General features: G+C 30.3%; 19 protein-coding genes and 1 tRNA gene. 11 read left to right on the top strand and 9 right to left on the bottom strand.

The features are described 5' to 3' along the window. The first annotated feature begins 104 nt into the window (after positions 1 to 104). Positions 105 to 1,130, top strand: coding sequence for a LacI family DNA-binding transcriptional regulator (locus MED152_RS10040; RefSeq protein WP_015481767.1), 1,026 nt, complete (start codon positions 105 to 107; stop codon positions 1,128 to 1,130). Between the two features lie 49 nt (positions 1,131 to 1,179). Here the strand turns inward: MED152_RS10040 and MED152_RS10035 are convergent. Beyond that, a tRNA-Gln gene (locus tag MED152_RS10035) sits at positions 1,180 to 1,251 on the bottom strand. A gap of 171 nt (positions 1,252 to 1,422) precedes the next feature. Between MED152_RS10035 and MED152_RS10030 the strand changes: the two genes are divergently transcribed. Next, positions 1,423 to 4,542, top strand: coding sequence for a DUF2723 domain-containing protein (locus MED152_RS10030; protein WP_015481766.1), 3,120 nt, complete (start codon positions 1,423 to 1,425; stop codon positions 4,540 to 4,542). 49 nt (positions 4,543 to 4,591) lie between these two features. Here the strand turns inward: MED152_RS10030 and MED152_RS10025 are convergent, their stop codons facing one another. Together MED152_RS10025 and MED152_RS10020 are read right to left on the bottom strand one after the other, a co-directional pair. Further along, on the bottom strand, positions 4,592 to 4,885 hold the full coding sequence (locus MED152_RS10025) for a co-chaperone YbbN (RefSeq protein ID WP_015481765.1): 294 nt from the start codon (positions 4,883 to 4,885) through the stop codon (positions 4,592 to 4,594). An 86-nt stretch (positions 4,886 to 4,971) separates the two neighbouring features. Beyond that, entirely contained in the window at positions 4,972 to 6,195 is a 1,224-nt protein-coding gene (locus MED152_RS10020; RefSeq protein WP_015481764.1) for a metallophosphoesterase, read from the bottom strand. A gap of 105 nt (positions 6,196 to 6,300) precedes the next feature. Between MED152_RS10020 and MED152_RS10015 the strand changes: the two genes are divergently transcribed. The 3 genes from MED152_RS10015 to MED152_RS10005 all read left to right on the top strand — a co-directional run bounded on the left by MED152_RS10015 (position 6,301) and on the right by MED152_RS10005 (position 10,837). After that, positions 6,301 to 7,128, top strand: coding sequence for a sterol desaturase family protein (locus tag MED152_RS10015; protein ID WP_015481763.1), 828 nt, complete (start codon positions 6,301 to 6,303; stop codon positions 7,126 to 7,128). Positions 7,129 to 7,174: 46 nt separating this feature from the next. After that, positions 7,175 to 10,012 (top strand): DNA polymerase I, encoded by a 2,838-nt coding sequence (gene polA, locus MED152_RS10010; RefSeq protein ID WP_015481762.1) that lies wholly within the window; start codon positions 7,175 to 7,177, stop codon positions 10,010 to 10,012. A 195-nt stretch (positions 10,013 to 10,207) separates the two neighbouring features. After that, positions 10,208 to 10,837, top strand: a complete 630-nt coding sequence (locus MED152_RS10005; protein WP_015481761.1) for a hypothetical protein — start codon at positions 10,208 to 10,210, stop codon at positions 10,835 to 10,837. A 71-nt stretch (positions 10,838 to 10,908) separates the two neighbouring features. Here MED152_RS10005 and MED152_RS10000 read toward each other — a convergent pair whose 3' ends face one another. Continuing rightward, positions 10,909 to 11,592 (bottom strand): hypothetical protein, encoded by a 684-nt coding sequence (locus MED152_RS10000; protein WP_187288758.1) that lies wholly within the window; start codon positions 11,590 to 11,592, stop codon positions 10,909 to 10,911. A gap of 177 nt (positions 11,593 to 11,769) precedes the next feature. Here MED152_RS10000 and MED152_RS09995 point away from each other — a divergent pair, with 177 nt between their 5' ends. The 3 genes from MED152_RS09995 to MED152_RS09985 are packed head-to-tail and all read left to right on the top strand — an operon-like array spanning position 11,770 to position 16,103. Continuing rightward, positions 11,770 to 13,446: an RluA family pseudouridine synthase gene (locus MED152_RS09995; protein WP_015481759.1), complete on the top strand. Its 1,677-nt coding sequence runs from the start codon at positions 11,770 to 11,772 to the stop codon at positions 13,444 to 13,446. A 36-nt stretch (positions 13,447 to 13,482) separates the two neighbouring features. Then, complete coding sequence (locus tag MED152_RS09990) at positions 13,483 to 14,439, top strand: L-threonylcarbamoyladenylate synthase (protein WP_015481758.1); 957 nt, start codon at positions 13,483 to 13,485, stop codon at positions 14,437 to 14,439. Positions 14,440 to 14,474: 35 nt separating this feature from the next. After that, positions 14,475 to 16,103, top strand: a complete 1,629-nt coding sequence (locus MED152_RS09985) for an FAD-dependent oxidoreductase (RefSeq protein ID WP_015481757.1) — start codon at positions 14,475 to 14,477, stop codon at positions 16,101 to 16,103. A gap of 2 nt (positions 16,104 to 16,105) precedes the next feature. Here MED152_RS09985 and MED152_RS09980 read toward each other — a convergent pair whose 3' ends face one another. Together MED152_RS09980 and aat are read right to left on the bottom strand one after the other, a co-directional pair. Then, complete coding sequence (locus tag MED152_RS09980) at positions 16,106 to 16,450, bottom strand: phage holin family protein (protein ID WP_015481756.1); 345 nt, start codon at positions 16,448 to 16,450, stop codon at positions 16,106 to 16,108. A 59-nt stretch (positions 16,451 to 16,509) separates the two neighbouring features. Continuing rightward, positions 16,510 to 17,142 (bottom strand): leucyl/phenylalanyl-tRNA--protein transferase, encoded by a 633-nt coding sequence (gene aat, locus MED152_RS09975; RefSeq protein ID WP_015481755.1) that lies wholly within the window; start codon positions 17,140 to 17,142, stop codon positions 16,510 to 16,512. Positions 17,143 to 17,314: 172 nt separating this feature from the next. Between aat and MED152_RS09970 the strand changes: the two genes are divergently transcribed. Together MED152_RS09970 and MED152_RS09965 are read left to right on the top strand one after the other, a co-directional pair. Beyond that, positions 17,315 to 17,893, top strand: coding sequence for a YqaA family protein (locus MED152_RS09970; RefSeq protein WP_015481754.1), 579 nt, complete (start codon positions 17,315 to 17,317; stop codon positions 17,891 to 17,893). Positions 17,894 to 17,910: 17 nt separating this feature from the next. After that, positions 17,911 to 18,159, top strand: a complete 249-nt coding sequence (locus MED152_RS09965; protein WP_015481753.1) for a DUF1456 family protein — start codon at positions 17,911 to 17,913, stop codon at positions 18,157 to 18,159. A 134-nt stretch (positions 18,160 to 18,293) separates the two neighbouring features. On the opposite strand, the gene MED152_RS09960 is transcribed toward MED152_RS09965, so the two are convergent. Both MED152_RS09960 and MED152_RS09955 read right to left on the bottom strand, forming a co-directional pair. Beyond that, complete coding sequence (locus tag MED152_RS09960; protein ID WP_015481752.1) at positions 18,294 to 18,662, bottom strand: DUF3127 domain-containing protein; 369 nt, start codon at positions 18,660 to 18,662, stop codon at positions 18,294 to 18,296. Between the two features lie 5 nt (positions 18,663 to 18,667). Next, complete coding sequence (locus tag MED152_RS09955) at positions 18,668 to 19,528, bottom strand: flavin reductase family protein (protein WP_015481751.1); 861 nt, start codon at positions 19,526 to 19,528, stop codon at positions 18,668 to 18,670. A gap of 78 nt (positions 19,529 to 19,606) precedes the next feature. Between MED152_RS09955 and MED152_RS09950 the strand changes: the two genes are divergently transcribed. Further along, complete coding sequence (locus MED152_RS09950) at positions 19,607 to 20,764, top strand: PAS domain-containing sensor histidine kinase (RefSeq protein ID WP_015481750.1); 1,158 nt, start codon at positions 19,607 to 19,609, stop codon at positions 20,762 to 20,764. Positions 20,765 to 20,793: 29 nt separating this feature from the next. Here MED152_RS09950 and MED152_RS09945 read toward each other — a convergent pair whose 3' ends face one another. Beyond that, entirely contained in the window at positions 20,794 to 21,183 is a 390-nt protein-coding gene (locus MED152_RS09945; protein WP_015481749.1) for an HIT family protein, read from the bottom strand. Between the last annotated feature and the right edge of the window lie 81 nt (positions 21,184 to 21,264).

Below are 21,264 nucleotides of genomic sequence, written 5' to 3'. Positions count from 1 at the left end.
CCATTGTATTAAAATAAAATCAAAACCTATATTTTACAATTTGTTTTGATTCTAATCTTTCAAACCGTACTTTTGTTTAAACGATTAAGCAAATATATATAAATTTGGCTAAAAAAAACAAAACTACCATAAAAGATATTGCAAATGTCTTAAACATTTCTACAGCAGCTGTTTCAAAAGCGCTGCATAATGATAGTAGAATTAGTGAAAAAACAAAGAAAGCAGTAAGACAAGTTGCCGAAAATTTAAACTATCAGCCTAACCATTTAGCCAGTGCTTTACGAAGTGGAAAAAGTAAACTTATTGGTGTTATTGTGCCAAAAACAAACAGTAACTTCTTTTCCTCTGTTATTCATAATATAGAAGAAGGCCTAAATAAAGAAGGGTATAACATTATTATAACGCAATCTAACGAATCTTATAAAAAAGAGTGTGCAAACATTGATGCACTTCTTTTTACCCAAGTAGATGGTATTATTGCATCTATGGCAAATGAGACTGTAAATTTAGATCATTATGAAAAAATTAAAGCTGCAGGAATTCCGTTAATCACTTTTGATAGAGGTGAAAATGATTTGAATGTTGATTATATTGGTATTGATGATTATAACAGTAGCCATATTATTGTAGATCATTTAGTAGAACAAGGTTGTAAAAGAATTGCACATATTGGTGGTTTTAAAAGAACACGAATTTATAATAACAGAATTCGAGGATATACAGATGCATTAAAAAAACACAAATTACCTCTAGACAATGAACTCTTAATTGAAAGTAGTTTAACCAAAGAAGATGGTAGAGCAAAAATGCAAGATTTACTTAATCTGAAAGACAGACCAGATGCTGTTTATGTTGCTGGAGATTATGCTGCTTTGGGTGTTTTAGAGCTTTTAAAAGAACAAAACATTTCAATACCAAATGATATCGCATTGGTAGGTTTTGGTAACGAACCCTTTACAGATATTGTTAGCCCTAAAATTACAAGTGTTAATCAACATAGTTATGAAATTGGAAGAATAGCTGCTAGAACATTTTTAGAATACGAAGGTCAGCAAGAAATTAAACAAACCTTAAAGAAGAATATTTTAGAAGCAGAGTTGATTGTTAGAGAATCTTCGAAAAGAAAATAAAGTCAATAAAAAAAGCAACTAAACTTCTTTCGAAAATTAGTTGCTTTTGTTGGCCTACAAGGACTCGAACCTTGAATGACGGTACCAAAAACCGGTGTGTTACCAATTACACCATAGGCCAATGCTTTATTGAGGGTGCAAATTTAAAGTAAAGTTTTAAATTCACAAACATTTTTTTAAAAATTTTACTTTTAACAAACTTTTATGAGGAATTAGTCATTTAGAAAATGGCACAAAACCTTCTTTTTTTCATATTTATTAGTACATTCGCTAAGATATTATTACTTGAAAAATGACAGTAGAAAATTATAAAAAATGGAACATCATTTTAGGATGGGTTACATTTGCAATTGCCTTAATTACTTATAGTTTAACTTTAGAACCAACTGTAAGTGCTTGGGATGTTGGAGAATATATTGCTACCTCTGTAAAATTAGAAGTTGGGCATCCTCCAGGAGCACCTCTATTTCAAATGTTAGGTGCGTTTTTTGCAATGTTTACTACAGACGTTTCACAAATTGCAAAAATGGTAAACTTTATGTCTGCTCTAGCCAGCGCATTTACCATTTTATTCATGTTTTGGACTATTAGTAATTTGGCTTTAAAATTATCAGCAAAGACAGGTAATGTATCTAAAGGTAAAAGAATTGCTGTACTTGGGAGTAGTTTGGTTGGTTCTTTAACCTATACATTTTCAGATAGCTTTTGGTTTAGTGCAGTTGAAGGCGAAGTTTATGCAATGTCATCATTTTTAATGGCTCTTTTATTTTGGCTAGGTTTAAAGTGGGAAAGCGAAATTCATACACCAAGAGGTAATAAATGGTTAGTTCTTATAAGTTTTGTAGTAGGTTTATCTTTTGGAGTGCACATTCTTTCGTTGTTGGTAATACCAGCAATTGTAATGTTATATTTCTTTAAGACGTACAAAAACATCAACCTAAAAACCTCTGCAATTGCTACAATTTTCTCAGTATTTGTTCTAATTTTAGTTTTTAAATTTATATTTCCTTTTACTTTAAAATTCTTTAGTGCATCAGAATTATTTTTTATCAACTCTGTTGGTTTGCCTTACAATTCTGGTAGTATCATTGCTGCAATTATTTTAGTAGCTCTTTTCTTTTTTGGTTTAAAATTTACCAGAAAGAAAAACAAACTAACTGCAAATACTTTAATCTTATCCTTATTATTTATAGTTATTGGTTTTTCATCTTGGATGATGCTACCTATTAGAGCAAATGCTAACACTACTATTAATGAGAATAACCCTTCTAGTGCAAGAGAATTGTTAGCTTACTATGAGCGTGAACAATATGGAGATGCTAATGTTTTTTACGACACATATTACTCAAATAAGTATAGTGATGAAAGAGACAGAGAAAACCCTACTAGAGATGATAAACCTAAGTATGAAAAGAAAGATGGCAAATACGTAATTGTTAATGTTTACAAAGATGTATTACCTAATTATTCAGATAAACATAAAGGATTTATTCCAAGAATGGTAAATCCTGCTTCAGAAGAAAAATACAAAGCTATCGCTGGTATTCCAAAAAACAGCCAAAGAAGACCAACTTTTGCAGAAAATATAAAGTTTATGGTTAGCTATCAATTTGGCTATATGTATGGACGTTATTTTATGTGGAATTTTGTAGGTAGACAAAATGATATTCAAGGAAGATTAGATATATTTAATGGAAATTGGTTAAGTGGAATTGATTTTATTGATGAAGCAAGACTAGGATCACAAAAAATGTTGCCTTGGCAAGCTTTATTAAATAAAGGTAGAAACACCTATTATTTCTTACCTCTATTATTAGGTTTAGTTGGTTTGTTATTTCAAATAAAGTGGGACAAACGAAACTTCTTTGCACTATTTCTATTCTTTGCCTTCACTGGTTTTGCAATTATTTTTTACACAAACCCAAAACCTTTTGAACCTAGAGAAAGAGATTATGCAGTTGTAGGTAGTTTTTACATTTTTGCAATTTGGGTAGGTTTTGGAGTCTTAGCACTTTATGAGTACCTTAAAAATTTCGCAACCCGTAAAAAAGTAGCTATTGCTGTAACTGTACTATGTTTATTAGGTGTACCAACTTTAATGGCTTTTCAAAACTGGGATGACCATGATAGGTCTAATAGATACACCACTCGTTTAAATGCACAAGCGTATTTAGAAAGCACAGATCCTAATGCTATTATGTTTACCATTGGTGATAATGATACTTTTCCTCTTTGGTATATGCAAGAAGTAGAAGGCATTAGAACCGATGTAAAACTGGTTAACACAAGTCTTTTTCAAACAGATTGGTACATAGACCAAATGAAGAAAAAGAGTTATGATGCAGATCCTATTCCATCTCAATTAACACATGATGAATACAAATATGGAACATTAGATGTTGCTTACTATTTTCAAGAATTATTTCCTCAGCTAAAAGATTCTGTTTTAGATTTAGACGATTTCATGAAATGGATTAGAAGTGATAGCAAAAGAACTTTTTACGATTTAGACGAAGATGGTAATCCTGAAAAGATTTTACCAACCAACAAAATTCGTATTCCTGTAAACAAAGAAAATGTATTAAAAAATGGAATTGTAGCTCAAAAAGATGCCGATAAAATTGTGCCTTATATCGATATTACTATTGATAGAGCCATTGCTAAAAACACCATTTTAATGCTAGACATCTTAAATAATTTTAATTGGGAAAGACCAATTTATTTTACAGGTGGCTCTAACACAAATAGCGAATATATTTGGCTGAAAGACTATTTACAATTAGATGGTGTTGCTTTTAAATTAGTACCAATAAAAACACCAACTAAAGTTTACAATGAAAATGGGCAGGTGGTTCGTGAACTTACGCTCTTTGATATTGGTAGAATCGATCCTGATAAAATGTACAGCAATGTCAAGAAATGGGAATGGAGAAATATTAACGATGGCAAAATCTATTTAGATGAGCAAACCAAAAGAAACGTTATTTCTTTGAGAAATAGTTTAATACGTTTATCTGCAGCATTTGCAGAAGAAGGTGATACTATTAAAGCCATCGAAGTTTTAGACCTTTCTTTAGAGAAAATGCCAATTGAAGATTTTGACCACTATAGCTTATCTATGGATTATCCAGAAATGTATTATCAATTAGGTGAAGTTAAAAAAGCAAGAACAGCAGCAGAAGATTTAATTCGTTTATTTAGAGAAAAATTAATTTGGTTTAGCACCTTTTCATCTGATGATTTTGATATTATTTTCGAAGAATTTGATGTTACCTTTAGATATCTATATAGAGGTGTTATAGATCAAGTTTCACGATACGATTCAGATCAAGAATTCATACAAGAATTGCAAGATGAGTTTAATAAAACACTAAATCTTTTTCAGCATATCATGCCAGAAGAAACAGAATAAAAAAAACCGCAAACTTTAAAGTTTGCGGTTTTTTTTATAATATAATTTCTTAAACGTATTTCTGAACTAAACCAATTAAGGTGTTTGCATCTTGAAAACCTGTTTGACGCCATTTCATTTCTCCATTTTTATAAATCATAAAAGTAGGATTACCTTTAACTCTTAAAGCATCTGCCAAGGTTTCATTTTTCTTAATATCAATCTTAATTACTTTTGCTCTATCACCCAATGCTGCAGCAACATCTCTTAAAGTATCTACTGTGGCTTGCACATCATCCCAATCTTGATAAAAGTCAATTAAAACTGGTTTCTCAACACTAATTAATTCTCCAAATTTTGTCATAACTGTATTTTTTTAAACTAAAAAAATAGTATAGTTTTTGTGTCTATAGCTACAAATATAGCAATTCTAATTAAATAAGCTGATAATCAGGCTTTTTTCAATTCTATAACTGTTATTTCTGGCCAAATACCAACTCTACCAGGAAAAGCATGATAACCAAAACCTCTGTTTACATTTATAAATCGACCAAATTCTTCATACAAGCCAGCCCATTGTTTGTAAACATATTGAGAAGGACTCCATTTTAAAAATCCTGGAATCTCAATTCCCATTTGCAAACCATGAGTATGACCACTTAAAGTTAAGTGATAATTAAAATCGTCTTTCTTTACTTTTTCTTGCCAATGACTAGGATCATGACTCATTAATATTTTAAAATCGTCTTTACTTACACCAGCTGAAGCCTTTGCCAAATCTCCTGCTTGATTAAATCCTTTTCCCCAATTTTCTACACCCAAAAGAGCAATTTTCTCCCCATCTTTTTCAATATACCTGTGTTCATCAAGTAACAAATCAAAACCAATTCTTTTATGAATATTCTTTACTTTCTCGAAATTATCAATTTTATCTTGTGGCGTTTTCCAATCCATATAATCTCCATAATCATGATTTCCTAGAATTGCGTATTTGCCTTCTTTTGCTGTAAGTTTATCAAAGACATCAATCCAATCATCCATTTCATCTGCCTTATTATTTACAATATCACCTGTAAATAATAATAAATCTGATTGCTGCTCATTAATTAAATCCACCCCATATTGTATTTTTTCTCTATTGGTAAAACTACCTGAGTGAATGTCTGAAATTTGAGTGATGGTATAGCCATCAAATGCTGCTGGTAAATCATCAAAAGTTAATTGATACTTAATGACTTTATAGTTGTATTTACCTTGTATAATACCGTAAATAAAAGAAACAAATGGTATAGCAGCAATACCTAAAGCCAATTGAGAAATAAATTTTCTTCTACTAGGTATTGGCTGTGTTTCTCCATTAGAAACTGCAGATATTAATTTTACAATCCATCTATAAACATCTTCTCCAAAGAGAAAAATAATTACCACTAATTTTGGTATCGAAAAGGTTAACAATAACCCCATTGCCATTTGAAATTGTGGTGTTTGCCCATTACCTCTATCATAGGTTAGCATGGTAATTAAAAAGTTAATATAAACAGCAATACTAACTACTAAAAATGAAAAGCGAACCCACTTATTTTTAGATAATGTTTTAAATGCTTGAAAAGTATAAATCTCTACTGCAACAATTACAATAACTAAGATTATTAAAGGAATTAACCAACGAGGCATAGAAGTTGTTTTTTAGAATTCACAAAGATAACTGTTAAAAAACGATTGATTTTTAACAACTTGTTAAAGTTTTTCTTAGATTTATAAGATTAATTTTCAAGGTATATGGATGCAATTGTGGCTTTTTTTGAGAACCTAACTAGTGTACAAAAACTAATATGGATTATAAGTTGTTTGGCTGTTTTTTGGATATTAGAAGGTATTTATCCTCTCAAAAAACACAAATACAACAAATGGAAGCATGCAAAAACCAACTTTGTTTTATTAGGTTCAACAATATTAATAAATGTTGTTTTTGGGCTTTTAACTGTAGGTATTTTTCTTTGGTTAGATACTAATAATTTTGGCTTGTTAAATTTAGTTGATTTTCCTGTTTGGGTAGAGGTTATTTTAGCCATTATGATACTAGACTTTATGTCTCAATATGTGGTACATTTTATGCTACATAAAATACCTGTAATGTGGCGTTTTCACACAGTGCATCATAGTGATAGGCATGTAGATGTAACTTCTGGAACAAGGCATCATCCAATAGATTTTATATTTAGAGAAACCTTTGCTTTATTAGGCATTATTATAGCAGGTTTACCTCTAGCCTATTATTTAATTTACCGAATTTTAACCGTGCTTTTTACTTATTTTTCTCACGCAGATATTCAACTACCTATTTGGTTAGATAAAGCTATAAGTTACGTTTTTATCTCACCTAATACTCATAAATTTCATCATCATCATGTAATGCCTTGGACAGACACTAATTTTGGAAATATTTTTTCTTTTTGGGATAGAATCTTTGGAACCTTCATCTATGAAGATACAAATGATATTATTTATGGTGTAGATATTTTAGATGCAGAAAAATCAGATGATGTACTCTATCAACTAAAAGCACCTTTTCAAAAAGGCCTAAAATCAGCAGAATATGAAGGGTAATTTATTTTAGTTTTTGTAGTTTTATCTTTTAAGAAATAAAGATAAAATGGCAGATCAAAAAAGACTTTTTCTAGTTGATGCTTATGCATTAATTTTCAGAGGATATTACGCATTTATAAAGAACCCAAGAATAAACTCTAAGGGTTTAGACACATCTGCTATTATGGGTTTTATGAACTCTCTATTAGATGTTATTAAACGTGAAAGACCAGATCATTTAGCGGTTTGTTTTGATAAAGGTGGAAGCACAGATAGAGTTGAAATGTTTCAAGAATACAAAGCAAATAGAGATGCTACTCCAGAACCAATAACACAAGCAATACCTTACATCTGCAATATTTTAGAAGCCATGCATATACCAATTATGGTTAAAGAAGGTTTTGAGGCAGATGATGTTATTGGTACACTTTCTAAGCAAGCAGAGAAAGAGGGTTTTAAAACCTTTATGGTTACTCCAGATAAAGATTTTGCACAATTAGTTTCAGAAAATATCTTCATGTACAAGCCACGTTTTGGAGGTGGTTATGACATTTGGGGTGTGCCAGAAGTATTAGAAAAATTTCAAGTTACAGATCCTTTACAAGTAATCGACTTTTTAGGAATGATGGGTGATTCTGCAGATAACATTCCTGGTTTACCTGGAGTTGGAGAAAAAACTGCAAAGAAATTTTTAGCGCAATTTGGTTCTATGGAAGGCTTATTGGCTAACACAGATCAATTAAAAGGTAAAATGAAAGAAAAGGTAGAAGCAAATGGTGAACTTGGTTTACTTTCTAAAAAGCTTGCTACCATTATGTTAGATGTTCCTGTTTCTTTCAATGCCAAAGATTTTACATTAGATCAGCCAGATGTAGAAAAAGTGAAAGAAATTTTTAATGAATTAGAATTCAGAAACCTTTTAACAAACTTCTTAAAAACATTTGCTACAGAAACCACCACAAAAACAGCTGAAACAGATACTAAAAGTGAAAGCAATACTAAAAAATTGGCAACAAATGCAGAAGGTCAGTTTGATTTATTTGCAGCACCTGGTTCTGGCAGTATCACTCAAGAAGAAAGTTTATCTGGCTTTAAAAACATAAACAACACAAATCATTTTTATCAGCACATAGATAGTACATTATCTCGTAAACTGTTAATTAAAAAATTATTACAACAACCTTCTGTTTGTTTTGATACAGAAACTACAGGTTTAAAAGCATTAGAGGTTGAGTTAATAGGTATTGCATTTTCTTATGAAATTGGTAAAGGATACTATGTTTCATTTCCAGAAAACCAAGAAGAAACAAAAGCTATTTTAGAGGAATTTAGACCATTTTTTGAATCAGAAATGATAGAAAAGGTTGGTCATAATTTAAAATATGATATTAAGGTTTTATCTAATTACAACATGCCTGTTAAAGGTAAATTGTTCGATACTATGATCGCTCATTACCTCATCAACCCAGATATGAGGCATAATATGGATGTTTTGGCTGAAACGTATTTGAATTACCACCCAGTTTCAATCACAGAACTAATTGGTAAAAAAGGTAAAAATCAGCTTTCTATGAGGGTTGTTCCTATAAAAGATCAAACAGAATATGCTGTTGAGGATGCAGATATTACCTATCAACTAAAACAGCACTTTACCAAAGAATTAGATAGTGGTAACGTTACTGAACTTTTTAACAAAGTAGAATTGCCTTTGGTATCTGTTTTAACAGCTATGGAAATTGAAGGAATTAATGTAGATACAAACTTTCTAAAACAACTTTCTACAGCTTTAACTGATGACATAAATAGACTAGAAAAAGAAATTTACGAACAAGCAGGAGAAGAATTTAATATAGCCTCTCCAAAACAATTAGGAATTGTATTGTTTGAAAATATGAAGTTGGTAGATAAGCCTAAAAAAACCAAAACAGGTCAATATAAAACTGGTGAAGATATTTTATCATTCTTAGCTAAAGAACATAAAATAATTAGAGACATTCAAGAATACAGGCAATACAAAAAACTACAAAGTACCTATGTTGATGCCTTACCGAACGAAATTAATAAAAAAACAGGTAGAATTCACACACAATACATGCAAGCTGTTGCTGCAACTGGTAGATTAAGCTCTAACAATCCTAACCTACAAAACATACCAATAAGAACTGAAAGAGGACGTGAAGTACGTAAAGCATTTGTACCAAAAGATGAAAATTATGTTTTATTGGCAGCTGATTACAGCCAAATAGAATTGCGAATTATTGCAGCTTTAAGTGAAGAAGAAACCATGATAAATGCTTTTAAAAATGGCGAAGACATTCATGCTTCTACTGCTGCTAAAGTTTTTGGTGTTGATATAAATGATGTTACTCGCGAACAAAGAAGTAATGCTAAAACCGTAAACTTTGGTATTGTTTATGGAGTTTCTGCTTTTGGCTTAAGTAACCAAACAGACTTGAGCAGAGGTGAAGCCAAAGAATTAATTGATACGTATTATGAAACATATCCTAAATTAAAAGCATACATGTCTGCTCAAGTAGATTTTGCTAGAGAACATGGTTATGTAGAAACCGTTTTAAACAGACGTAGGTATTTAAAAGACATTAATTCTAGAAATGCTATGGTGAGAAGTGGTGCAGAAAGAAATGCTGTAAATGCTCCAATACAGGGCTCTGCTGCAGATATTATAAAACTAGCCATGATTAATATTCATAATAGATTCATTCAAGAAGGTTTTAAATCTAAAATGCTATTGCAGGTGCATGATGAATTGGTTTTCGATGCTCATAAAGATGAATTAGAAACTATTAAACCTATTATAAAAAACGAAATGGAGAATGCATTTAAAATGACTGTACCTTTAGACGTAGAAATGGGAATTGGCCAAAATTGGTTAGAAGCGCATTAGATTCATTTTTGCCATAATTTAAATCGTTTTTATTTACCATAAACACGATTGTTACAAGCTTAATTCAATTTTTTGGCTTTTTTAAGTAGTGTTCACAAACTTTTATCATCAATAATGAATTTCGAGTTTCGTAAAATTTTAATTGTTTTACTACTATTAATTGCTTCAAGTTGTAGCACTTCTAAAACCATGCTTATGAATGATTCTATATTTATGGAGACTTTTGATAAAAAGAGCGACTTTAAAAATAATTGGATTAATAATTCTTGGAAAAGCCCTGCAACATACAAATTGGAAGATGGTAAACTAAAGTTTTCAACCAGACCAAATACAAATGACAGGGTTAAAATTAGAAGTAAGAAAACATTTACAACTGGCAGCTATACATGGAGAATTCTAGTTCCTAAATTCACACTTTTTGAACAAGTAAGTGTTGGCGCATTTTTATATCATAATGATAAAGAAGAATTTGAATTTGATTTTGAAATTGGCTCTGGTCAAAAAAAAGATCGAGAGAAAATAGGCTTAAAACCTGATGAAGCAATAGTATATTGTGTATCTCAATTTTCACCTTCCAACTCTAGTCACTTTCCTGTTAAGATGGGAGAATATGCTAATTTTAGAATGGAATTAATTGACGTTCAAGGTTTCTATTTAGTAAAATGGTTTATTAATAACAAGCTAGTAAAAGAATTACAGACTAACGTTAAAAGTAATACTGAATTTAGAGTACACTGTAGTCTTGAAAACTTGTTTTTTATGGGAGATACTCCATCTAAATCAGAAAACACAGTTCTTTTTGATGCATTTACATACCAAAAATAAAAAGAGGTAGATTTTCATCTACCTCTTTTTTTCTTTTTCCAATTTTTAATTCTTTTTCTTAGCGATTTGTATTATTTATTATCTAAAATTTTATCCATCTTTTTAATTTCTTCATTGTACTCTTCAATGGCTGCTTCAATTTTTCCTTTTTTAAACTCTTCATTGAATTCTTCAATTGCACTCTCATGAATCCTTACATACTCTTGAACAGTTTCATCTAATTCCTCTTTTAAATCATCAAACTTTTCTGATAATTCTTCTAAGTTTTCTTTCATTTCATTTTCAGAAGCATCAGCATCTTCTATTAACTCTAAGTACTCTTTTTGCACGTCTGAAACATCTTCCATAACTTCTTCCGTTTTTAACCAAGCAGGAATTGAATTACCAAGGTTTGCAATTCTGTAGTTCATGTTTTTTACACGTTGAGCAGTGGTCAAATAGTTTGCTTTTCTAATTTCTGCCAATTCATAATTTACTACTGTATAATCTCTCCAATCATCAAAACCAGCAATTCCATTTGCATCTAAATCGTATACAATTGGTTCTTGTTCTTTCATTTTATAAGTTCTAGTTTTCACCTCAACCTCAGCTATTTTTTCAGTGTTCATATCAGCATCAACCTCTACATTATCTTTTTCAACCTCTACAACCTCTATTATTTCTTCATTATCTGCGTTCTCTTTTTTTATATCACAAGAAACCATCATAAAACTGGTAACAGTTAATGCAGTAGCAAATAATTTTATTGATTTCATTTTTATAGTTTTCATAATTCTTGATTTTATTTGATACAAAACTAAAGCAATACCAAACTTTGACTTAACGCAATAAATGTAATTGTTAACTCTATGAATAAATTTCGAAGGAACTTAATTCTCATTTTCATTAATCAATTAATAGTCATAAACTAAGTATCTTTGCACTGCAAAACTATGATACCAAAACATTTTCATTTTTTTAGAAGGGATATTTCCAAGATAAAATTACCCGAAAAATTTACCTTTCCTTTTTACTATCAACCTCATCTTTTAGCAGAAGTTGCAACTAAAGAATTGCAAGATTACTTGTCTATTCAAAAAGATTTTAATCATAATTTTGGATTAAATGAAGACGAAACAACAGATGCAATTGGTAAAATGTTCGGTGTTTTATTGGTAAAAAATATAGAAGATGAAATCGGTTATTTGGCAGCATTTTCTGGCAAATTACAAGACAAAAGTTTACCAGATAAATTTGTGCCACCCGTTTTTAATATGAGAACAGAAGGTAGTTTTTATATTAAAGGAGAGCTAGAAATAGATGCTATTAATGCAGAACTAACCAAGCTAAATGAAAATTCGGAATATAAAGAGCAACTAAAAACCTTAAAAGAATTAGAACTATCTATTGCCAAAGATTTAGAGCAGCAACGAAAAAAAATAAACAAAGCTAAATCTTTGAGAAAGCAAAAAAAGAAAGATGCCAGAAGTAGTTTAACTAGCAATGATTTTAAGAAACTAGAAGAACAACTTAAGCAAGAAAGTTATAATCAGCAGTTTTTCTATAAAGAATTGGTCTCTTATTATGATGATAAACTAAATGACCTAAGAGCAAAAGTAAATAGGTTTACCAATAAAATAGAGGCATTAAAATTAGAACGTAAAGAAAAGTCTAACTTTTTACAACAAACCTTATTTAGCAAATATGCATTTCTAAATAAAGATAAAGAGTCAAAAACCTTATTAGAAATTTTTAATGACCCAGAAGTACAACCTCCTGCAGGTTCTGGTGAGTGTGCAGCTCCTAAATTATTGCAATACGCTTTTGCCAACAATCTAAAACCCATTTGTATGGCTGAATTTTGGTGGGGAATTTCGCCAAACTCGGCTATTAGAAAACATAAAAATTATTATCCTGCATGTCAAAGCAGATGCAAACCAATTTTGGGGCATATGTTGCAAAATATAGAAATGGATTCTAATTCTTTATTGACTAATTTATCATCAGAAAAAAACTTAGAAATTATTTTTGAAGACGATGATTTAATTGTGGTTAACAAACCTGCCGAATTTTTATCTGTTCCTGGCAAAACAATTAAAGATTCTATGTATACAAGAATTAAAAATCAATATCCTAATGCCACTGGCCCACTAATAGTACATAGATTAGACATGTCTACCTCTGGCATTTTAGTACTTACTAAAACCAAAGAAGCCAATAAAATTGTTCAAAGTCAGTTTATAAACAGAACTGTTAAAAAAAGATATGTAGCCTTGTTAGATGGAATGCTAACCAAAGAAAGTGGTAAAATTAAATTGCCCTTAAGAGTTGATTTAGATGATAGGCCAAAGCAATTGGTAGATTTTATTCATGGCAAAAATGCAGAAACAAAATGGACCAAAATTAGCATTGAAAACGGTAAAACACGTGTTTACTTTTATCCTATTACAGGTAGAACTCATCAATTAAGAGTGCATTCAGCACATAAAAACGGTTTAGATACACCTATAATTGGTGATGATTTATATGGGAATAAATCGAATAGATTGCATTTACACGCAGAACAAATTTCATTTATACACCCAACTACTAAAGAGAAAATGACTTTTAAAGTTGATGCTGATTTTTAGAGCTATAAAAGTTTTTTATGTGTAATTTTGTGGTTTATGAGCATTATTTCTAAAGACATACAAAAAGCTATTTCAATTTTAGAGAACGAAGAGTTGGTGGCTATTCCTACTGAAACTGTATATGGTTTGGCTGGTAATATCTTTAGTGAAAAAGCCATAAAATCTATTTTTGAGACCAAACAAAGACCTTTATTTAATCCGTTAATTGTTCATGTTTCTGGTATCGATCAATTAGATAAAATTGTAGCTGAAATTCCTGCAAAAGCAAAATTACTAGCAGAAAAATTTTGGCCTGGTTCAATGACTTTGGTTTTAAAAAAGAACCCAAATATTCCAGATTTAATTACGGCTGGTAAAAGTACTGTTGCTGTTAGAATACCAAACCACAAAACAACTTTAGAGCTATTGTCTAAATTACCTTTTCCTTTAGCTGCTCCAAGTGCAAATCCTTTTAATAACATTAGCCCTACCAAACCAGAACATGTAGCACGTTATTTTAAGGAAAGTCTTGAAATGGTTTTAGATGGTGGTACTTGTAAAAACGGAATTGAATCAACCATAATTGGCTTTAATAATAATGAGCCAGTTATCTATAGATTAGGAGCTTTGGCTTTAGAAGAAATAGAAAATGTTGTAGGACCAGTATCTGTAATGAATGAAAAAGAGAAAAATCCAGATGCCCCAGGAATGCTACAAAAGCATTATGCACCCAAAACCAAAACTATTTTAACTACAGATGTAAAGAGTGAAATAGAGAAATACAAAACTTCAAAAATTGGTGTTTTATCATTCTCTACATCGTTTAAAAATAATGCTGTTGATGCAGAAATTAGGCTTTCCACATCTAATAATCTACAGGAAGCTGCCTCTAATTTATACGATTCTATGCATCAATTAGATCATTTAAATTTAGATATAATTATTGTAGAAAAACTCCCAGAATTTGGCCTAGGAAAATCGATGAACGACAGATTAAAACGTGCTGCATTTTAACATAATTCATTATCAAATTCTATATATTTGGTAATATGAAAGATTCAAGATTTCCAGAATTAAGTTACAACCAGATTAAGAAATTAGAACAATTTGGCACAAAAGAAACCTGCAAAGAAGAATGTACTTTGTTTGCTTCAGGTGATAAACAGTACGATTTTTTTGTTATTCTAGAAGGTAAAGTACGTATTTACGATGCGTATAATGATGAAGATATCGTAGTTCATAAAAAATATGAATTTACTGGAGATAGTGGAATGCTTTCACATAGAGCAGCTCAGTTTGATGCAATTGCTGTAAAAGGCACTAAAATTTTACGAATTAAATCTGATCAACTTAAAGAAGCAATTAGAAAAAACAGTGATTTAAGTGATGTGTTGTTAGATGCATTTCTGCTAAGGCAAGAAACCGTTTTAAATGAAATTTCTGGTGGTTTAAAGTTGGTTGGTTCAGGGAACTCAACTGAAACTTATTCTATTAGAGATTTCTTGGAGAAAAACCACATTTGGTACAATTTTATTGATATCGATACCAAAGAAGAAGCCAAAGACTTATTAGAATATTTTAATTTGTCTGAAAGCGATTTGCCTTTTCTAATTAATAGAAACTCTAAAATATGTAAAAATCCGTCTATAGAACAACTTGCTACTTATAGTGGTGTTTTAATGGATTTTGAAGATAAAATTTTTGATGTTTTAGTAATCGGAGCTGGACCATCTGGTTTAGCTGCAAGTGTTTATGCTGCCTCAGAAGGTTTAAGTGTGGTTACTATTGATAGTGAAGCTCCTGGAGGACAAGCAGGAAAAAGTTCTAAAATTGAGAACTATTTAGGTTTTCCTACAGGAATTTCTGGCAGTGAATTAGCCAATAGAGCATATATACAAGCTCAAAAATTTGGCTGTAATATATCTATTCCTCACAGAGCCCAAAGTTTAGAGTACAATAAAAATCATTTTACAGTTTGTGCAACTAATGGTAAACTAATAAAGTCTAAAGCATTACTTATTGCAACTGGTGCTGCTTACAGAAAACTGCCTATAGATAATGTTCAAGATTTTGAAGGTTGTGGAATTTATTATTCTGCAACTGGTATGGATGTTTCAAACTGTGCAAACCAAGATGTTGTAATTGTTGGTGGTGGAAATTCTGCAGGACAAGCAGCCATGTTTTTATCTAAAACAGCAAAAAAAGTGCATGTAATTATTAGAGGTGATGATTTAGGTGCTAAAATGAGCGATTATTTAGTACAAAGAATTAACGCTTCTGAAGTTATTGATGTGCATATAAATACAGAAGTAACGAATTTATTTGGAGATCATCATTTAGAAAAAATAACATTGACTACTAATAAAACCGAGAAATCTGAATTAGAAACCTCAAACTTATTTTCTTTTATAGGTGCTGCACCAAATACAGTTTGGTTGAATGATATTGTTGTTACAGACAAAAAAGGTTTTATCTGTACAGGAGAACTTCTTATTAAAGAAAACTTGACAGATTGCGACATTTACAAAAAACGTGAACCACAATCTTTAGAGGCTAGTATTCCTGGTATATTTGCTGTAGGTGATGTTAGAAAAGGTTCAGTAAAACGAGTTGCTTCTGCAGTTGGAGAAGGTTCTATGGCTGTGAGCCAAATTCATACTTTTTTAAGTGAATTTTAAGTTTATTGTTTCTCTTTAAATAATGAAAATAAGAACGATCTAAAAATAGATAACAGAATACTAAAAAACAGCGCAGCAAAAAAGCCTGATACAGAAAAACCATCTACCAACTTATCTGCTAAAAGAATTATAATTGCATTAATCACAAACAAGAAGAGCCCAAAAGTTACTAAGGTTGCTGGTAATGTAAAAAACACTAATAAAGGTCTGACAAACATATTTAGCAAGGCAATTACAATGGCTACAATAATGGCAGATAAATATCCTGAAATTGATACTCCAGGTAAAATATTAGACAGTAAAATAACAGCCAAAGCCGTTAACAAGATTTTTAAAAAAGTATTCATTTTTAGGCGTATTGATATTGCAATGTAATTAATTTTAATAAATAATTGAAATTTAAAAATTAGTCTAAATTTTTTAAAACCTTTAAAAAAGTAGCTCTTTCAATTTCTTTTGCTCCTAAACTTGCTAAATGAGAATTGTAAACTTGGCAATCAATTAACTTATAACTACTCTTTTTTACCAAATAAATAAAGGCTATTTTAGAAGCATTAGATACTTTACTAAACATACTTTCTCCACAAAAAATATCATTAATTTCTAAACCATATAAACCACCAACTAAAACATCATTTTGCCAAACTTCTATAGATTTTGCAATACCTTTTTTATGTAAATTGATGTAAGCTTGCTCCATTTCATTAGTAATCCATGTGCCTAAACCATCATTCCTATCAATATTTTTACAGTTGTAAATAACCTCTTCAAAGTTCTTGTTTTCAGTAATTGTAAATGTGCCCTTGTTAATTAGTCTTCGCATCGATTTTGAAATTCGCAAATGGTCTGGATACAAAACCATTCTTTTTAAAGGGCAATACCAAACAATTGGTTCATCTTCAGAAAACCAAGGAAAAATGCCATTTTCATAGGCGAAAATTAATCGTTCAGCAGATAAATCTCCACCCAAAGCTATAATACCATCTTTGGTAGTGTATGCATAATCAGGAAATTCAATTTTATCAGAAAGCCAAATCATCTTAAAAATCTAATTATTACTAATTTACTATTTACAAAGGAATGCTTTAATTTTCATTTTAACTTAAAATTTAGAGATTATTGCATTATTTTTGCAAACTGTTTTGAAGAGAGGAAAGATATAAATGATAAAAAGAAAAAAGAGACAAAAATCCAAAAGAAAAATTTTTAAGTTGACTCATAAATATTATGAGAGAACTGGTTTTTATTCTTTTGTTGGTAGAAATTTAAAGAGTGCAATTCTTCCTATTTTAGGTGTAATTCTTCTAATTTTTCTATTTAACAGATATGTTTACAATATAAATGATGGTTTACGTCACTTTACAGAAACGTTCTCTAGAGGAAGTGTTTTAGCTACGTTTTTCTTATCTGAGAGTTTATTAGGTTTAATTCCGCCAGAAATATTTATTGCTTGGACAAAAAAAACAGATGACCCTATTTTAAACCTATCTATTTTAGCAGTACTTTCTTATTGTGGTGGTTTAATTTCTTATTTTATTGGTAAATACATTTCTAAAATAGAAAAGGTTAGGCTGTATTTAGAAGTAAAAATGGCTAAAAGTTTACAAAACATCCAAAAATGGGGTGGAGTATTAATTCTTGTAGGTGCACTATTACCTTTACCTTTTGCAATAGCTTGTTTAACAGCTGGGATGATTAAATATCCTTTTAAAAATGTTGTTTTCTTTGGTTTATTTAGGCTAGCTAGATATGCTATTTATGGCTGGGCAATTTTTAAAGTGGTACATTAAAACCTTACCTTTGTTGCATGGGATTAACAAATAACGATATTTTTAAGAAACTAAGAGTTGCTCATAAATTAAGAGATACAGATATTATTGATATTTGTGCTTTGGTAGATTTTAAAGTAACTAAGGGCGAATTAGGTGCAATTTTCAGAAAAGAAGATCATCCTAAGTATGTAGAATGTGGAGATCAATTTTTGCGCAATTTTTTAAACGGATTAATTATTCATTTAAGAGGCCCAATGCCCAAGAAAAAAGAAGAAAAAAAATAGGTTTAGCTTTAGACATTTAAACTGTTTTTTAGAATCAAACTTGAGAAGCTATAAATAAAAAGAGAGCATTCATTTAATGGATGCTCTCTTTTATATTTTTATCTAAAAATTTAACTTTCTTAAACTCTAATTATCTAGAAAGGTAAATCATCTGGTTCATCGTTAGAAACATTACTTGCTGGCTCAAATTGATCTACAGGAGGTAAATTACCTGCTTGTGGTGCTGAAGATAAGTTTTCAATTCTCCAACCTACAATAGAATTAAAATACTTTGCTTCTCCTTGAGGATTAATCCATTCTCTACCTCTTAAATTAATAGAGATTTTTACATCTTGCCCAACATTGTAATTGTTTAACAAATCTGTTTTATCTTGATGAAATTCTACACTAATCATTTGCGGATATTGATCATCTGTAGTTACAACTACATCTCTTTTTCTAAATCCGTTTGCACCAAATGTTTGTACGTCTCCAATTAATTTTATTTTACCAATAACTTCCATAATACTTATTTTAATAAAAGTACTTTCCAAGCACTTTCTACATCATTTTTACTTAAAAACTCCTGAGCAAATGTATGTTTTTTTACAGTTTCTAACCCAATAAATTCTGGATGTTCTTTGCTAAAGTTATCAACAGTTATAGCATCTGGTAATTGCTCTACATTACCTAACATACCTAAATTATTACCTGTTAAAACTGTACTATTTCGTATTTCAGAAGGTATTGCATCTACACCAATACCTAAGGTTGCTATTGGTTTCGGAATTTCGAAAAAACCATCTCTAGCTCTAGAATAATAGCTACCTCCTGCTCTTGCAACTAAATCTATTTTATGTTGATCTATAGAACCATCTTCTGCCAAAACCGCTTCAGAAACGTGTAATTTAACCACTTCACAAATAATTAAATTACCTGCACCACCTTCTGTACCAGTGTAAATAATATCCTTTACTTTACATTCAAATTGCACTGGAGATTCTGCTACTCTAAATGGTTTTACAACATCCGATTTTAACATGGTAAAACCAGCTTTATCAAACTCATTCACTCCTTTTGCATATTCTGTGCTACTCAAAGACATTTGCTGCACTATATCAAAATTTACTACATTAATTACTACTTCTCTAGTAGCTTCAGCATTTTCTAAGGTATGTTTTATGGTATTATCTCTAACCCTTCTTGCAGGTGAAAAAATAATAGTTGGTGGGTTAGAACTAAAAACATTAAAAAAACTGTAAGGTGATAAATTAGGATTACCATCTGCATCTACAGTACTTGCAAAAGCTATTGGTCTTGGTGCAATTGCGCCCAATAAATACCCATGTAATTTACCTGTTGTAATTTCTTTTGGATCAATAGAAAGCATAATATAAATTTTAGTCTTGTAAAGATACTATCTAATCTTGAAAGGAGTTATATTGTAGAAACCTTATATTTGTTTTTAATGAAATTATTCTCTAACACCCTTTTATTTAAACGAATTACGCTATTTGTATCTTTAGTAATTGTAACTTTAATTCTTTGGAATACCTATCGTTTTTTTCAAAAATTTAAACAGGCTGAAAGAGCAAAAATGGAAATTCATGGTGAGGCCATAAAAGAGCTAAACACAGAAAGCTTGGCAGACCTTGATCAGAATATTTCTAACCTTCCTTTAAGTATTATTAGTAAAACAAAAGATATCCCTTTTATTTTAGTTGGTGATGATGGTAAAATTAAAGGCTCTAATAATTTAGACCCAAAAAAAGAAAATGATCCTGAATATTTAGAGGAACAATTGCAAATCATGAAAAGTCAAAATCAACCGATTAAGGTTGATTATTTGGGTAAAACAGATTATATCTATTATAGAGATTCAGATTTGTTAAATAAACTTACCTACTATCCTTTAGCGCTTTTGCTAATTCTTGTGCTTTTCCTAGCTATTATTTACTTGTTCTACAAAACAAATAAAGTTTCTGAAACCAACAAATTATGGACAGGAATGGCTAAAGAAACAGCGCATCAAATAGGTACACCTTTATCATCTCTCTTAGGTTGGATTTCTATTTTAAAAATGGAAAATGTAGATGAGACTTATATTGTTGAAATAGAAAAAGATGTTCACAGATTAAATACCATTGCTAACAGATTTTCTAAAATTGGTTCTGTACCTGAACTAAAAAAAGAAGATATAGTAGAGGTTACAAAGCAAGCTTTTGATTATTTAGAATCTAGAAGTTCTAAGCAAATTTCGTTCTCTTTCTCATCATCCCAAAAAGAAATTTTTGCCAATTTAAATACAGAGCTATTTGGTTGGGTTATAGAAAATTTGATTAAAAATGCTATTGATGCTATGCTTGGTAAAGGCGATTTACACCTTACTATAGAAAACAAGCAGAAGAAAGTAAAAATTACAGTTTCAGATACTGGAAAAGGAATGTCTAAAAAGCTGTTCAAACAAATTTTTAAACCAGGTTTTACCACTAAAAAAAGAGGTTGGGGCTTAGGTTTATCTCTATCTAAAAGAATAATAGAAGATTATCATAAAGGAAAAATCTTTGTAAAAAAGTCTGAAATAAACAAAGGAACTAGCTTTCAAATAATTATTGATAAAATATAAAACGAGTACCTCTCTAAAAATAAATCTCTTTATTTAAAATTACTAGCAATTGTCGCTGCAATTTCTACAAATTGTTCTGAAGAAAGATTTGTTTTTTGCTGAAACTGCATATCTGCCATTTCATTTATTGGTATTAAATGCACATGTACATGAGGTACCTCTAAACCTATAACACTCATTCCAATTCTTTTACATTCTATTGCTTTTTCTAATGCTTTTGCTACTCTATATGAAAAATCCATAAGCTTAGTGTATTCGTCTTTAGACAAGTCAAAAATTTTGTTTTCCTCTTTTTTAGGAACTACTAACGTATGCCCTTTTGCATTAGGATTAATATCTAAAAAAGCAATAAAATCATCATCTTCTGCAACTTTATAGCTTGGTATTTCTCCGTTAATAATTTTGGTAAAAATGCTCATACAATTTAGTTTATATTGGGTTGTTGCTATCAAGTAAATATAAAAAAGAATTCGGGTTTTGACTGCGTCAAAACCCGAATT

It is taken from the genome of Polaribacter sp. MED152, assembly GCF_000152945.2.
GTDB lineage: Bacteria > Bacteroidota > Bacteroidia > Flavobacteriales > Flavobacteriaceae > Polaribacter.
The sequence above is the reverse complement of the archived record's forward strand: the minus strand, read 5'-3'. Positions and strand labels throughout refer to the sequence as shown.